Origin of the sequence: Thalassospira sp. NFXS8 (assembly GCF_040148805.1) — a bacterium.
In the GTDB taxonomy this organism is placed as follows: domain Bacteria; phylum Pseudomonadota; class Alphaproteobacteria; order Rhodospirillales; family Thalassospiraceae; genus Thalassospira.
The window spans coordinates 1,563,909-1,578,826 of record NZ_JAGEMF010000001.1 but is presented as its reverse complement, the minus strand read 5'-3'; the positions used below and the strand labels follow the sequence as shown (position 1 = coordinate 1,578,826).

17 protein-coding genes are annotated in these 14,918 nt (G+C 54.5%); 8 read left to right on the top strand and 9 right to left on the bottom strand.

Translation table 11 applies throughout. The annotated features are described in order from the left end of the window. Window positions 1-26: 26 nt before the first annotated feature. From glpD to phnD, 5 genes are all read right to left on the bottom strand, one after another. Window positions 27-1,565, bottom strand: a complete 1,539-nt coding sequence (glpD, locus tag J4E05_RS07190) for a glycerol-3-phosphate dehydrogenase (protein ID WP_349593788.1) — start codon at window positions 1,563-1,565, stop codon at window positions 27-29. Between the two features lies 1 nt (window position 1,566). Beyond that, entirely contained in the window at window positions 1,567-2,391 is an 825-nt protein-coding gene (gene phnE / locus J4E05_RS07185; protein WP_085592571.1) for a phosphonate ABC transporter, permease protein PhnE, read from the bottom strand. Further along, the gene (gene phnE, locus J4E05_RS07180) at window positions 2,385-3,194 is read right to left on the bottom strand and encodes a phosphonate ABC transporter, permease protein PhnE (protein ID WP_085592573.1); all 810 of its coding nucleotides are present in this window, start codon (window positions 3,192-3,194) and stop codon (window positions 2,385-2,387) included. The genes phnE (J4E05_RS07185) and phnE (J4E05_RS07180) overlap by 7 nt, the downstream gene beginning before the upstream one ends. After that, window positions 3,191-3,988: a phosphonate ABC transporter ATP-binding protein gene (gene phnC / locus J4E05_RS07175; RefSeq protein WP_085592575.1), complete on the bottom strand. Its 798-nt coding sequence runs from the start codon at window positions 3,986-3,988 to the stop codon at window positions 3,191-3,193. Before phnC ends, phnE (J4E05_RS07180) begins: the two co-directional genes overlap by 4 nt. 79 nt (window positions 3,989-4,067) lie before the next feature. Then, window positions 4,068-5,036: a phosphate/phosphite/phosphonate ABC transporter substrate-binding protein gene (gene phnD, locus J4E05_RS07170; RefSeq protein ID WP_349593785.1), complete on the bottom strand. Its 969-nt coding sequence runs from the start codon at window positions 5,034-5,036 to the stop codon at window positions 4,068-4,070. 247 nt (window positions 5,037-5,283) lie between these two features. Between phnD and J4E05_RS07165 the strand changes: the two genes are divergently transcribed. Together J4E05_RS07165 and fumC are read left to right on the top strand one after the other, a co-directional pair. Continuing rightward, window positions 5,284-6,096, top strand: coding sequence for a DeoR/GlpR family DNA-binding transcription regulator (locus tag J4E05_RS07165; protein WP_349593782.1), 813 nt, complete (start codon window positions 5,284-5,286; stop codon window positions 6,094-6,096). 255 nt (window positions 6,097-6,351) lie between these two features. Then, on the top strand, window positions 6,352-7,743 hold the full coding sequence (fumC, locus tag J4E05_RS07160) for a class II fumarate hydratase (RefSeq protein ID WP_349593779.1): 1,392 nt from the start codon (window positions 6,352-6,354) through the stop codon (window positions 7,741-7,743). A gap of 61 nt (window positions 7,744-7,804) precedes the next feature. Here fumC and J4E05_RS07155 read toward each other — a convergent pair whose 3' ends face one another. Continuing rightward, window positions 7,805-8,281, bottom strand: a complete 477-nt coding sequence (locus J4E05_RS07155; protein ID WP_168184917.1) for a DUF2867 domain-containing protein — start codon at window positions 8,279-8,281, stop codon at window positions 7,805-7,807. Window positions 8,282-8,538: 257 nt separating this feature from the next. Here J4E05_RS07155 and J4E05_RS07150 point away from each other — a divergent pair, with 257 nt between their 5' ends. From J4E05_RS07150 to J4E05_RS07135, 4 genes are all read left to right on the top strand, one after another. Then, window positions 8,539-9,126, top strand: a complete 588-nt coding sequence (locus tag J4E05_RS07150; RefSeq protein ID WP_349593776.1) for a hypothetical protein — start codon at window positions 8,539-8,541, stop codon at window positions 9,124-9,126. Window positions 9,127-9,176: 50 nt separating this feature from the next. Further along, window positions 9,177-9,731, top strand: coding sequence for a copper chaperone PCu(A)C (locus J4E05_RS07145; RefSeq protein ID WP_349593773.1), 555 nt, complete (start codon window positions 9,177-9,179; stop codon window positions 9,729-9,731). A gap of 159 nt (window positions 9,732-9,890) precedes the next feature. Continuing rightward, window positions 9,891-10,385: a cupin domain-containing protein gene (locus J4E05_RS07140; RefSeq protein ID WP_349593770.1), complete on the top strand. Its 495-nt coding sequence runs from the start codon at window positions 9,891-9,893 to the stop codon at window positions 10,383-10,385. Window positions 10,386-10,430: 45 nt separating this feature from the next. Then, window positions 10,431-11,081, top strand: coding sequence for a LysE family translocator (locus J4E05_RS07135; protein ID WP_349593768.1), 651 nt, complete (start codon window positions 10,431-10,433; stop codon window positions 11,079-11,081). A 90-nt stretch (window positions 11,082-11,171) separates the two neighbouring features. Here the strand turns inward: J4E05_RS07135 and J4E05_RS07130 are convergent, their stop codons facing one another. Beyond that, window positions 11,172-11,522, bottom strand: a complete 351-nt coding sequence (locus J4E05_RS07130) for a hypothetical protein (protein ID WP_349593765.1) — start codon at window positions 11,520-11,522, stop codon at window positions 11,172-11,174. Between the two features lie 445 nt (window positions 11,523-11,967). Between J4E05_RS07130 and J4E05_RS07125 the strand changes: the two genes are divergently transcribed. Together J4E05_RS07125 and J4E05_RS07120 are read left to right on the top strand one after the other, a co-directional pair. Then, window positions 11,968-12,306: an ArsR/SmtB family transcription factor gene (locus J4E05_RS07125; RefSeq protein ID WP_349593763.1), complete on the top strand. Its 339-nt coding sequence runs from the start codon at window positions 11,968-11,970 to the stop codon at window positions 12,304-12,306. Continuing rightward, window positions 12,296-12,787: an SRPBCC family protein gene (locus tag J4E05_RS07120; RefSeq protein ID WP_210402922.1), complete on the top strand. Its 492-nt coding sequence runs from the start codon at window positions 12,296-12,298 to the stop codon at window positions 12,785-12,787. The genes J4E05_RS07125 and J4E05_RS07120 overlap by 11 nt, the downstream gene beginning before the upstream one ends. A 144-nt stretch (window positions 12,788-12,931) precedes the next feature. Here the strand turns inward: J4E05_RS07120 and J4E05_RS07115 are convergent, their stop codons facing one another. Together J4E05_RS07115 and dppD are read right to left on the bottom strand one after the other, a co-directional pair. Then, window positions 12,932-13,927 (bottom strand): peptide ABC transporter ATP-binding protein, encoded by a 996-nt coding sequence (locus tag J4E05_RS07115; RefSeq protein ID WP_085592598.1) that lies wholly within the window; start codon window positions 13,925-13,927, stop codon window positions 12,932-12,934. After that, the gene (gene dppD / locus J4E05_RS07110) at window positions 13,928-14,917 is read right to left on the bottom strand and encodes a dipeptide ABC transporter ATP-binding protein (protein WP_085592600.1); all 990 of its coding nucleotides are present in this window, start codon (window positions 14,915-14,917) and stop codon (window positions 13,928-13,930) included. It lies immediately after the preceding gene. Window position 14,918 lies beyond the last annotated feature (1 nt).

Below are 14,918 nucleotides of genomic sequence, written 5' to 3'. Positions count from 1 at the left end.
TCTTTGCAACCTTGGTGTATTCGGTGTTACCGGGCCGCAAGCTGGTCGGTATTGCGGGAAAACCAGTTACGAACAGCCTCGATATCCTTGTTTGTCATGCCAAGGCCAAGTTTGGTGCGCCGCCATAAAACATCCTCGGCGGATGTGGCCCATTCCTGATGTACCAGAAAACGAAGTTCGACCTCGTAAAGGTCGGGGGCGATTTGGGGGCCAAGGTCTTTTGGTTCTTGTGCCGTGTCGACCAGATCAAACAGGCGGGTGCCGTAACAATGCGCCCAGCGTTCGACGATTGGGCCGGGCAGCCACGGCAAACGGGTTTTTACATCGTTTAAAAAATGCTGAAAATTGCCATCCGCCATGTTGCCGCCGGGCAAGGTGGCGGTTGCTGTCCAGTCGGGCCTGTTATTGCCTAAAACCGGGGCCAGTTTTTGCATGGCGTGTTCGGCTAACCGGCGATAGGTGGTGATTTTACCACCATAGATCGACAGGATTGCCGGGGCGGTATGGCCGCCGGTATCAAGGTCAAAAACATAGTCGCGCGTTACGGCGGATGCATTGCTGTTTTTGTCATCATAAAGCGGACGCACGCCCGAATAATGCCACACCACATCAGCCTGTGTTAGCGGCCTGGCAAGATAGCCGTTTACAAGATCCAGCAGATAGGCAACCTCGCCATCGCTGATGTTAACGTCGGCAGGGTCGCCGTCATAGGGAATATCGGTGGTGCCGATCAGGGTGTAATCGCCCTGATAGGGGATGGCAAAGGCAATGCGACCGTCGCCATTTTGAAAAATATAGCAATGATCGTGCGGGTGAATGCGAGGGACAACAATGTGGCTGCCTTTAACCAGCCGCAAGCCGGCCGCCTTGTCACCAAGGCCCGCCTGCCTAACCATATCGGTCACCCATGGCCCGGCGGCGTTGACGACGGCGCGGGCTGTAACGGTGGATTGGCGATTGTCACAATTGCCATTCTTGCCAGCGTCGCTGGTGCAAAGGGTGGATGTCCATGTGTTGGCATCTCGCGAAAGGGCGATACAGCGTGTGCGGGTTTTAATAACGGCCCCGCGTGATTGGGCATCCAGCGCATTTAGCACCACCAGCCTTGCATCATCGACCCAGCAATCGGAATAGGAAAAACCGCTGGTGAATGCGGGTTTAAGGGCTTCGCCTTCTTTTGTGCCGCGCAATGGCAGGGCGCGCGAGGCGGGCAGGCGTTTTCGTTTTGCCAGATGGTCATATAAAAACAACCCGGCACGAAGCATCCATTTGGGGCGCAGGCCCCGATGATGCGGCAAAACAAAGGTTAACGGCCAAATGATATGCGGGGCCGCGGCCAGCAGCACTTCGCGTTCCTGCAAGGCTTCGCGAACCAGTCGAAACTCGTAATGTTCAAGATAGCGCAATCCGCCGTGGATCAGTTTGGTTGAGGATGACGAGGTGGCCGATGCAAGGTCGTGCTGTTCGACCAGCAGAACAGACAGGCCGCGTCCGGCGGCATCACGGGCGATACCTGCCCCGTTAATGCCGCCGCCAACGACCAGAAGGTCGTAATGTTCAGACACGTCAGATCACCTTTTTACGCAAATATGCAGCAATGGCCTCGCCGATGATCACCAGGCCGATAATGGCCAGCAGGATCGTTGCTACGGTTTGCCATGCAAAGGTGTCAATCGCGCCCTGAAGGATGATGCCAATGCCGCCCGCACCAACCAGCCCCAACACCGTGCTTTCGCGCAAATTGATGTCCCAGCGCAGGATTGATACGGCAAAGAAAGTCGGCATCACCTGTGGAATAACCCCATAGATCAGGATTTTAAAGCGCGATGCGCCAACAGCTTCAAGGGCCTCTATCGGGGCGCGGTCTATTTCCTCGATCGCTTCGCCCAGCAATTTGCCAAGGAAACCAAGCGAGCGAAAAATGATGGCAAGAATACCTGCCAGCACGCCGGGACCAAAAACAGCCACAAACAGCAATGCCCAGATGATGGTATTCACCGAACGCGACGAAACCAGAATGAACCGGCCCAGCCACAGCGTTGCCTTGTTGGGGGTGGTGTTTTGCGCCGCGATCAGGGCGATGGGCAACGACAGAAAGACAGCAAAGAACGTGGCAATCGTTGCGATGTTGACTGTTTCCAGAAGAGTCCAGGCAATATCCTTCCAGCCGTCAAGCGAGGGCGGAAACATGCGGGCAAACAAATCACCCATCTGCATGGGGGCATCCCATAGCCATGGCCAGATAATGTTAATGGTTGAAAGTGACCAGACAAGAGCCAGGGCGACCAGCCCGGTCATGGCAAAGCGGGTCCAGCGTTCTTTCGACGTATATCGGGACCATTCGCGCAGTGCGATGGCATCCGGCCCGGATTTTTGCGTGGTAGCTACCATAGGTTCCTCCGGATCCGGCCGCTGATGGCCTCGCTGACAAGAATGACGCCAATGATGCACAGCGTAATTGCCAGGGCGAAATCATAGTCGTATCGCCCGAACGCATTGAGAAGCGTTGACCCGATGCCACCGGCCCCGACAATGCCGACAATGGCCGATGCACGCAGGTTGCTATCAAGCTGATAGATTGAAAGGCCGATCTGGCGGGGCATGATTTGCGGGATCACGGCATAAAGCAGAGTAACAAAAGTGGCACCCCCGGCGGCCTTGATGGCCTCGACCTGGCCCCAGTCGATTTCCTCGATCCGTTCGGCCAGCATTTTGGCGACAAAACCGATGGAATAGATTGTCAGTGTTAAAATACCGGCCAGCGGGCCAAACCCGACAGCCTTGACAAAGATAATGGCGACGATCACCGGGTGAAAGCTGCGGGCGACAATGATAGTGCCGCGCCCGATGATATAAAGCCAGCGCGGGGCAATATTCCGTGCCGAGGCAAAAGCAATGGGCACAGACAAACCCAACCCCAGCAGGGTCGAGACAATGGCGATTTTGATGCTTTCCATAAAGCCGTCAAACAGTAGTTCGCCGCGGATAAAACTGGGCGGGAAAGCGCCCTTGAAAATACGGATCGCACGGGGAACACCTTGCTGAATGCGCTCCCAGTCGAAAGGCAGGCTGGTCAGTGCCCACCAGATATAGGCCGCAGTTCCGATAATCAGCGCCCAGCGCAACACCGGGTTGGCGATAAAGGACGGTTTTTTCCAGGTGCGGCCCGTTGTGGTTTCAACGGTGCTGTTCATCTTGCCGCTACCTCGCGCAAATGGGTGCTGCTTTCTGCACCGCCGCGTTCCTCGGCGGGGACACCGGCATAGATTTCATCCATGGCGTCATTGTTCAGATCGGCGGGGACGCCGTCAAATGTGATGCGGCCAAACCGCATGCCGACGATGCGCTGGGTATATTCCTTGGCTTCGTTAACGTTATGAATGTTGATCAGAACCGGCAGGTGCAGCTCGGATGCCAGGGCGCGCAGCAATTCCATAATCTGTTTTGATGTTTTCGGGTCGAGCGAGGCGGTTGGTTCATCGGCGAGCAGAATTTCGGGTTCCTGCATCAGGGCGCGCACCACGCCCACACGCTGGCGTTCCCCGCCCGAAAGCTCGTCGGCACGTTTGTTGGCGTAATGGGCAATGCCGACACGTTCCATCAAATGGAATGCACGGTCGATATCCTGTTGGGGATAGTTACGTGTCATGGCGCGCCAGGCGGGCAAATACCCCAGGCGGCCAGACTGCACATTTTCCATCACCGTCAGGCGGTTGATCAGGTTAAAGCCCTGAAAAACCATGCCAATACGGCGGCGTGCCAGGCGCAGGGCCTTGCCCTCAAGTTTGGTCAGTTCGGTGCCGTTCAGCTCGATCGAACCTGATGACGGTTCCACCAGTTTGTTGATACAGCGCAGCAGCGTACTTTTACCCGCACCCGATGCGCCAATGATGGCAACAACACTTTCGCCAGGGACTTCAAGGTTCAGGTTTTTCAACACTGCCTTTTCATCACCATAACGTTTTACAAGTTCCTTGATACGCAGCATTGCGTTTCCCCGGTAAAATCAACCTGGCCGGGGCCCAAAAGGACCCCGGTAACATCAGGCCGGTATAAAAAGGCAAAGATTATTTCAGGTTGTCCGGGGTGTATTTAACCCCGTTGGCGGCCTGGATTTCGCGAATGACATCCCAGTCTTCCTTGTAGGTAACCGGAATGAATTTCGACACACCCTTAAATTCTTCACCAAGGGCTGTGCCCTTCATATCGAAGGTAAAGAAGGCTTCCTTGATCTTTTCGATCAGTTCGGGTTTCAGGTTGTAGGCATAGTTGAACGAAGTTGTCGGGAAAGGTTTGCTTTCGTAAATGATCTTGACTTCATTGGGGTCATACAGGCCGCGCTGAACCATGCGTTCAACCACTTCGGATGCCACAGGGGCGGCATCATAGTCGCCGGCAACGACCCCCAGGATCGACTGGTCGTGCGACCCGGAATAAACAACTTCATAATCCTTTTCCGGAACTATGCCCTTGGCTGGCAGCAAGGCGCGCGGGGCAAGGTTACCTGAATTTGACGTGGGCGAGGTATGGGCAACACGTTTGCCTTTCAAATCGGCAAGCGTGTTAATGCCGCTATCCACGCGGGTATATAATTGCAGCGTGTAACCAAAACGCCCGTCATCCCCACCCATCAGGGCAAAGGGAACCGCACCGGCAAGGTTAACCGCAAACGGGGTTGGCCCGGTTGAAAAACCCGCAACATGCAAGCGGCCACTGCGCATCGCTTCAACTTCGGCCGAGTTTGATTGTACGGCAAAGAATTGCACATCCTTGCCGGTTACTTTTTCCATATGTTCCAGAAACGGCTTCCAGATATCGGCGTAAACCGCCGGGTCTTCGACCGGGGTATATGCGAAAACCAGCGTGTCGGGGTCTTCCTGCTGGTCTGCGGCAGGGGCATCAGCCACAAGATCGCCGTCCATATCGCAATACATCGGGTCAAGATCGCCATGCGCAATGCAATCATCGGCGGCGCGTGCCGTGCCGGTGTGGGTCATCATGCCCATCATGCCCATCATGCCAAGTGCAGCCAGCATGAGGGTTATTTTTGATGTTTCTGTTTTTTTCGGATGTGAAAACATTTTCGTGGAGCCTTTCTTCCCTGTAACGCTTGAATTATGCCGTCGTAAAGTGGTTTTGTTGGCATTATTGTTGTTTTTCCCAACATTATAGAGCGTTAAAAAGTTTGGAAAGCAACATAAAACTGTCACAAACAGTTACAAAAACAACTGCTAATATCCATAAAATCCCCGAAGTCAGGCCAGTTATTGGAAGGATTGGCATTTGCGTATCGGAAAAAAAGAACGACAGAGCCGCATTCTGCAGGAATTGCAAATTCATCCCCATGTGCGAGTTGCCACATTGGCCGAACGATTCGATGTGGCGACGGAAACCATCCGGCGTGATCTGGATGCATTGGGACGTGCCGGGTTGGTGATGCGCCAGTTTGGCGGGGCATCGGCAAAACCAATGGGGCATCAGCCCGATTTGGCCCAACGCCAGTTAGGGGCGGTTGCGGGCATTGGCCGCATTGGTGCGCAAGCCGGTAAAATGGTGCAACCCGGCGAGGTTATCATGATTGATGCCGGCTCCACCGTAACCCGGATTGCCCCTTATCTGAGCAGTGATAACCCGGGCCAGCATCGAACCATTTTGACCAATTGTTATGCGGTGGCGCATGGCATGGGCGAACAGGCCGCGATCGACGATGTAATTTTGTGTCCAGGGCAGTTTGACCCGCGTGAAAATGCGGTTTACGGGCATGATACGGTCGATTTTTTGCGCCGCTTTCATGCCAACCGGGCCTTTATCGGCGCATCGGGCCTGTCATCGCACGGGTTTAGCGATGTAAACCGCAAGGCGGTGGCGGTTAAACGTGCCATGATGGAACGTTCGGACGAAACATGGCTGTTGGTGGATCATACCAAATTTGAACAGCGATATCTGGAAAGTATTGGTCCGTTTAGCACCCTGTGTGGCGTGATTACAGATCAGGCCCCGCCGGAAAATTTACGCGAAAAACTGGCCCGTGCCGGTGTCGAGGTGATTGTGGCCGATCCCGAAGCCGGGCTTTCCGATATTCGTATTGTTGTCTAGATCAGTTTCTTTCTCCGTCGTCTTTCCTTTTCTCCCCTTGCTCTCCTTTTCTTTCCGCCTTCTGTTGGGCATTTCCTGCCTGTTTCGGTCCCGTCTTTTATCTTTTCCGCTGCATAATATTGGTCCGGTTTGCTTTTTTTCACCTTGTCAGCTTTGCGCTGACGAAGAAACTCACCCATATTCGCAAACAGTATCGCATATGCCGCCGGGTTCCCGCCCCGGTCAGTATCTATTCTGACACGGAGGATTTATATCGTGACTGATCACGCTACAACGCGCACCGAACAAGACACCATGGGCGAAATTGACGTACCCGCCGACCGTTATTGGGGCGCGCAGACCCAGCGCTCGCGTGAAAACTTTCGCATTGGCGGAGAAACAATGCCCGAAGCCCTGATCAGGGCCTTTGGCTTGCAAAAGCTGGCGGCGGCCCGCACCAATAGGGTATTAGGCAATCTTGAACCCAAAATCGCCGATGCCATTCAGGCAGCCGCGCGTGAAGTGGCCGACGGCAAATTGTCCGATCATTTTCCGTTGGTGGTGTGGCAAACCGGCAGCGGCACGCAAACCAACATGAATGCCAACGAGGTTATTGCCAACCGGGCGTGCGAATATATGGGGGCGCCGCTGGGCAAGCGCGAACCGGTTCATCCTAACGACCATGTTAATCGTGGCCAGTCATCCAATGACAGCTTTCCGACCGCCATGCACATTGCTGCGGTGGTTGAAATTGAAGAACGGCTAAAACCGGCCCTGCGTCATTTGCGTGAAACGCTGGATGCCAAAAGCCGGGCCTTTGAAAACATCGTTAAAATTGGCCGGACCCATATGCAGGATGCCGTGCCCCTGACTTTGGGGCAGGAATTTTCCGGTTACACCATGCAGATCGAATTGGGGCTGGAGCGGATTGAAGATGCGCTTAAACGTCTGTCCAAACTGGCACAGGGCGGCACGGCCCTTGGCACCGGGCTTAATGCGCCCGACGGTTTTGACGAACAGTTCGCCCGCGAAATCAGCAGCCTGACCGGGCTGAATTTTGAAACCGCCGCCAACAAGTTTGAAGCCCTGGCCGCGCATGATGCCTGCGTTGAAATGTCGGGCGTGATGAATGTGCTGGCCGCATCATTGATGAAAATTGGCAATGATATTCGGTTGCTGGGCTCCGGGCCGCGGTGCGGGCTGGGCGAATTGATATTGCCTGCTAACGAGCCGGGATCGTCAATTATGCCCGGCAAGGTTAACCCGACCCAGGCCGAAGCCCTGACCATGGTCTGCGCGCAGGTGATGGGCAATCATGTCACGGTAACAGTGGCGGGGTCTAACGGGCACCTTGATCTGAATGTGTTCAAACCGGTCATTATCTATAACCTTTTGCAATCCATTCGTCTGCTTGCCGATGCATCCGTCAGCTTTGCCGATCATTGCATTGTGGGGTTGGAAGCCGATCAGGAAAAGATCGATCTTTATGTTGAACAAAGCCTGATGCTGGTAACTGCCCTGGCTCCGCATATTGGTTATGATAACGCCGCTGCCGTTGCCAAAAAGGCGCATAAGGACCGGTCCAGCCTGAAAGAAGCCTGCCTTGCGCTTGGTTTTCTTGACGGGGATAAATTTGACGAACTTGTCCGGGCTCGCGATATGATCTGATGTGCCTTGCTGCGGCACCGGTTTTAACGACATTTGGCCGGGCGTTTGACGCCCGGTCAATTTACCGGGGGTAAGCAGCCCTAAGCATGGTCGGAACGATGACCCTGTGAAAGGGCATGATGGTTGCCAGATAGGCCCGGCCAAAAAGGTTGTGGCGCTTTGTCAGGGTTATGGCACGGATCAATGTCTGATCATTGGCAATATGTTCAATTTCAATCACCAGCCTGAAATCAAGATGCCGGTCATCCAGGCCCAGCGTAATCGATGTATCGGTGCGGTCAATCACCGGGAAAATGCCAATAATGTTCGGGTTGTCGCTGTCATTTGCGCCCGATTTCAAACCAAGCGGACTTACCAAAAGGTCACGCAACCGCATCAGGTGAATAATCCAGTCCGGCCTCGACATCATGATTTTTTGTGCGGCATTCTCAGGTGTGATGCCGTGCTCCGACGTTGTGATTGTGAAGGCATCGGCCCAGTCGGCAGTTGGAAAGGATATATGAGGCAAGGATACCGGAACAGCAGCTGCATTTGACACGTGGTGATCCTTTTTCGAACGTCCAGAGACATAAATATTGCCATCATGCCCGGAACATACCGAGTGACGGAATTGTCGTATCAGCTGATTTCGGGTGTATCAAGAACATGTTAAGTGCCGGGATGTTGCAGCATCAGACGATCCGTTCGGGGTGATTTGTTAAAATACGTGATCAATATGGGCCGGGCCGGGTTTTCCTCGGCCCGGTTTGATATATAACATTGCCGATTGAACAGCGATTGGGCATATCATCCTGTATGGCAGCAAAATATTCCGCATTTTTGCCGTATCCTGCCACGGTGGTTTCTGCGCCGATGGCACGATTACGCCGCACCTTTAACGGTGTTCAAGGCTCCCTGCGAACTGGTTTGCGGGTGTGGGGGCTGATTTTTGTTGTCATTCTGGCATCCCTGACCCAGGCGGGTGTGCCGCTTGCGTTGCATGGGGCCGGTGGAAGCGGGCCCGGGTCGTTTCAGGCCAGGTCCGACATTATCTATATCTGCACCGGAAGTGGTATTCAGCCGGTTCGCCTTGGGCCGGTAAAGGCTGGCAGCACGAATGTTGCAGGTGGTGTTGCGGCGTCATCATCTTCGCTGGCGAGCGATGATAATATCGTTGTTAATGCCAATGCTGCGACCACTGGTTCGGCTGGCAAAGCCGCACCTTCCCATGCTTTTTGTGCCCATTGTGCTTTTTGCCATGCCATCCCGGCGCTGGCAGCGGGCTTTATATATTCCCATCCGGTTTTGCAAACCCGGTTTGCCCCTGTTCCGGCGGGGCAGGAGGCAGGCTTTATTCTGGCCGTTGTCGGGTTTGCGCCGCGTGGTCCCCCGGTTTTCATCTGATCGATTAATTCGGCGGCGTTTTATTTTCAATCAGAGAAATGGACCAGATCATGTTTAACAGGTTTTTGGGAATTGCCACGATGGTGGCAGGGATTGCAGTTGCGCTTCCGGCATTTGCCGGTGACATCACAATCAGCGATGCGTGGGCCAAGGAATCCATTGGTCGTGTGCCAAACGGGGCGGCTTTTTTTGTCATTCATAATGATGGGGGCGCAGACAAAATTGTTGGCGCGACCTCGGATCTGGCTGATCGCACCGAACTGCATACACATATCATGGAAAATAACGTGATGAAGATGCGCCGGGTCGAGGGCGGGGTTGATGTGCCTGCCAACGGCGAGCTGGCCTTCAAACCCGGCAGCTATCATGTGATGATGCTGGATTTGCACGAACCGTTAAAGGCCGGGCAGCATGTTGCCCTGACCTTGCAGTTTGAAAAGGCCGGGGAGGTGCCGGTTGAGGTCGCGGTTATTTCCATGTCGGATGCAGCCAGCAAACAGCATGGTGCGATGAAGATGGATATGAAACCCGGCAAGGATGGCGCCATGGGTAAATCAAACGGCATGGGTGGTTCGTCTGGCGGGGCGGGCCAAATGCAAAACTGATTATAGCTTCGGTCGCTGTATGGTTCCGTTTTGGGCCTGCACGCGGTTTGAGGTATAAAACACGGTCAGGAATGAATGGTAATGACAAGGGGTGCGGATTGAACCGCGCCCCTTTTGCCGTCATGATGGTGTTTTGCCAAAATGCGATGCGCGGGAAACATGACCAATATTGATGATCTGATCACAAAGCTGAACCTGTTGCCCCATCCCGAGGGCGGCTATTACGCCGAAACCTTTCGCGCCACGGAACCCACCAATCCGCAGGGGCGATATCCGTCGGATCGTGCGACAGGCACGGCGATTTATTATCTTTTGACTGCGGATACATTTTCGGGGATGCATATTTTAACCTCGGACGAGATTTTTCATTTCTATATGGGCGATACAGTAGAGCAATTACAGTTGTTTGCCGATGGCAGCCACCGGGTGGTCGAGATCGGAACAGACATAGTTGCAGGTCATCGTCCGCAACAGGTGGTGCCCAAAAATGTGTGGCAAGGGGCCCGCCTTAAACCCGGCGGCGCATTTGCCCTGCTGGGATGTACGGTGGCACCGGGGTTTGATTTTGCCGATTTTACCATGGGCAAACGGGCGGATCTGATGGCGACCTGGCCTGATGCGCGTGACATGATTACGGCCTTGACGCGCGATTGAATTTGCGGCGCAATCGGCAAACAAAATTATGATTTGTCGGGGTGGATGATGTCCTTTGATACGTGGCTGGTTTTTGCCGGGGCGGCCTTTGCGCTTTCGATGGCGCCGGGACCCAATAATTTGATGGCGATGTTTAATGGTGCGCGCCACGGTGTGGGGGCATCGGCCACGGGCGGCATTGGCCGATTGCTGGCCTTTGTTATTATGATTGTGGTTGCGGCAACCGGCCTTGGTGTGGTGCTGGCGGCAAGCGAAGTGGCGTTTGGCATTATCAAATATGCCGGGGCGGCGTATCTGGTTTATTTGGGCATTAAAACCTGGCGCAGCCCGGTTTCCGGTCAATCGGCGGAAGAAGCGGCAATTTCGGGCGAGCACAAGGTATTTCAGGCCCGCCCGCGTGCCTATGATCTGGCCCGGCGTGAATTTTTGACCGCGATGGGGAACCCCAAGGCCATTTTGATTTTTACCGCCTTTTTCCCGCAGTTTTTAAATGCGCAAGCCCCTTATGGCGAACAGTTTGCCATTATGGGACTGACATTTTTGCTGATGGAGGCCTGCGTTTTGCTGGCCTACGGGCTGGTGGGCGGGCAGGTGAAGGGGTTTGTGCGGTCTGCCCGCCATTTGCGCATTCTTAACCGGGTTAGCGGTGGCGTATTGATGGGGGCAGGGGCGTTGCTGGCTGTGGCACGTCGGTGATTTTGGCGTATTTTATTGATGTTAATGTCAAAATGAAAACGGGCTGCGCAAGCGGGCAGCCCGTTTGGGAGTGGTTGTTTTACCGGCGATTTAATTGCCGCTGCCAAACACGGTTGAAAGAGACGTCACAAACATAACCAGTGTTAAAATCGCAAAAAGATATGCCCAATAGCGCACCTTGATGAAAAATATGCTGTCGCCGCGCTTGAGCAAAACGGTTTCGCCGGTTTTTTCATCTAACAATTCGCGCCCCTTGTCGGAACGTTCAAGCCAGCGCACGGTTTGAAAGACAGCCAGTGTTGCGCCAAGCATGATGAAGGCAGGCAACATTTGCTGGGGAACGTATTGTTCGACCAGTCCAAAGACAAGCATGGAAATCAGCGCACCGATCAGTGCAGCCAAGGGCAGCAAAATGCCCCATCCTCTCCAGATAATAAACATATGATCCTCCGCGTTTGTTTTGTTTTGTTATGTTTTGAAGCTCGATGCCGGGGATATATGACCCGGAACGGGTTCTATGAAAACAGGAAAGTGCAGGGAAACCACAAATTTCATGGGTCCGAAAACATAACCATTCCCGCGTGCATGCGCAGCAAAAGCCCGGCAAGAAGGGGCGCAGATTTTGCAGCACCCCTTTGAGGAAAAGATTGATCTGATGGTGCATGCCCAACGCAAATAGCATCCATCACCAGTGAGGGCAGAAATCAGCAAATTTCCTTTACCCGATGCGGGGTGACTTTCCGACCTTCAATAACGTGCAGCCCCGGACCGACCTGGGTGTGATGTTTCATCGGTTCGGGGTGTCGGCTTTTGATGTTTGTGTAAACACTAAGGTAATTGACTTAGTATTGTTGACAAAGGCCCGGAATGTCGATTATTAAGGCATATGCCTTATCATTCTACACCCCTGGACCTTGCCTTTCATGCTCTTAGCGATCCCACTCGCCGGGCGGTGGTTTCGCGGCTTGCCCGGGGCGAGGCACCCGTGAGCGATCTGGCCGCACCTTTCGACATGGCCCTGCCCTCATTCGCGCAGCATCTTAAAGTCCTTGAAGATTGCGGTCTGATCACCAGCGAGAAGCGCGGGCGTAGCCGTTGGTGCCGACTGGTGCCGGAATGTTTCGATGAGGCTGTGACCTGGCTGGAATCGGAGCGTCGGCGTTGGGCCGCCCAACTGGATCAGCTGGAAGTCTACTTGGACAAAAAGGAGGTAGATGATGGATGATACGAAAAATCCGATTGAGACGTGGTCTCTTGACCGGGAAATCGTGCTGGTCAAATTATTGAACCACCCGCGCCATAAGGTCTTTGCGGCCTGGACGGACCCTGATGCGCTGGCGAAATGGTATGGCCCGGTCGGCCTCGACATCGAGACCCTGGAAGCGGACATCCGGGAGGGAGGAGTCTGGCGGTTTGATATGGTGGGTGAATTTGAAGGCAAACCGCAGCGTTTCGAAAACCATATGCGCTTTTTGGAGATCGTGCCGAACGAGCGGATCGTTATGGATTACGGCACACCTGACCCTGACGACCCCGAACGGTTTCGCATGACGGTCACCTTTGATGAGCAGAGCGACGGCAAGACTGTGGTTACGTTACGCCAGCTCCATCCCACTCGGGAACGGCGCTCTGCGGTTATTGCTTTCGGTGCGGTGGAATACGGGCTACAGACTCTTGACGGACTTGCCGCATGGCTGGATGGTTAAGCCTTCGGTTAATCGGCGCGGCACAAGAAGGCGACGAACGCTCTATCGACCTGGCACCATATGCGCACAACCTGTAAATAAAGGGACGCATTGTTTGGATGCGTCCCTTTGTTCATACCGGTTGATTGTCGAAGAAAGGCAGGATCAGAAGATTTCCTCAACCCGATGGCAGGCGACTTCTCGGCCTTCAATAACGCGCAGTTCCGGGCGAACCTGGGCGCAATGCTCGGTCGCGTAGGGGCAGCGTTTATGAAAGGCACAGCCTGATGGCGGGTTGATCGGGGATGGCAGCTCGCCCGTTAGCGGGTCGGATTTAACCCGGTGTGCGGGGTCAATTTTTGGTGCTGATGCCAGCAAAGCCCTGGTATAGGGATGAAGCGGGCGGTTAAACAGTTCCTCGGTCGGGCCTTTTTCGGCCACCCGGCCCAGATACATGACCATCACATCATCGGCAATGTGGCGCACCACAGACAGATCATGCGAAATGAACACATAGGCGACGTTCATTTCATCTTGCAAATCCATCATCAGGTTCAAAACCTGTGCCTGCACCGATACGTCCAGTGCGGAAACAGGTTCGTCGGCAACAATGACCTTGGGTTCAAGGATCAGCGCACGGGCAATGGCAATACGCTGGCGTTGCCCGCCCGAAAACATGTGCGGATAACGATTGAAAAATTCCGACCGTAACCCGACCTTGGACATGGTCTCGCGCACGCGTTCCTGGCGTTCCTTACGGCTCAGTTTTTCCATATTCAGCAAAACCGGTTCTTCCAGAATCTGGCCGACCTTTTTGCGGGGATTAAGCGAACCATACGGGTTCTGGAAAATCATTTGAACCGTGCGACGAAACAGCTTGGCGTCTTTTTCTGACAAATTGCCAACAGCTTCGCCATTGATTTTAAGCGCGCCCGAAGACGGCTTTTCGATCAAGGTTAACTGGCGGCCAAGGGTGGATTTGCCACAGCCGGACTCTCCGACAACTGCCAGGGTTTTTTTGGCTTCCAGCGAAAATGAAACACCATCCAGCGCCTTGACCGATGCGGTCGGTTTGCCAAATCCGCCCCCCACCGTGTAATGCCGCGCCAGGGTGTCACCTTCCATCAGGGCAACGCCGGGTTTGGTATCAAGAAAGCTCATTTACACAGTCCTCCCGGTGGGCTGCCCGTTATCATCTAACGGATAAAAACACCGCACGTCCCGGCCGTAATAATCCTCTACCAGCGGCTGGGTCGATACGCATTTATCGGTGGCGTAACGGCAACGCGGGCTTAACAGGCACCCGGTCGGGCGGTCATGAGCGCCCGGAACCACACCGGGGATGGTGCGCAAGCGGTCATGTCCTTCCGAGCGTTCCGGCAAGGCTTCTAGCAAGGCCTGGGTATAGGGATGGCGCGGGGCGGCAAACAGGCCATCGGCCGGGCCGCTTTCAAACAGCTGACCTGCATACATCACCTGAATGCGGTCTGCGGCCTCGGACACCAGGGCCAGATCGTGGGTGATCAGGATCAGGGCCATGTCACTGTCTGATTGCAGTTTCAATAACAGGTCAATGATCTGGGCCTGAATGGTGACATCCAGTGCGGTGGTTGGTTCGTCCGCCACCAGCAGGCGCGGGTTACATGCAATTGCCATGGCAATCACAATACGCTGGCTCATCCCGCCCGAAAGCTGGTGGGGATAAGCCTTCATCCGCGATTTGGGGTCGGGAATGCCGACCTGGTTTAACAAGTCCAGCGTGCGTTCGCGCCGTTGCTTTTTGTTGCCGCCCTCATGGACCTTAAGGGCCTCCATGATCTGGGTTTCAACAGTGTAGCACGGGTTGAGCGACGACATCGGATCCTGAAAGATCATGGCGATGTCTTTGCCGGTAATGTTGCGGCGCTTGCGTGCGGGCATCCGCAACAGGTCTTCGCCGTCAAAGGTCAGGCTGTCGGCGGTGACACGGCCGGGATAGTCGATCAGGCCCATCAGGGCCAGCGAACTGACAGATTTGCCCGACCCGGATTCACCGACAATACCCAGAACTTCGCCGCGTTCGACCGAAAAGCTGACGGAATCAACCGCGCGAAACGGGTTGTTTTCCGAGCCAAATTCGACCGTCAGGTTTTTTACTTCTAACAATGCCATG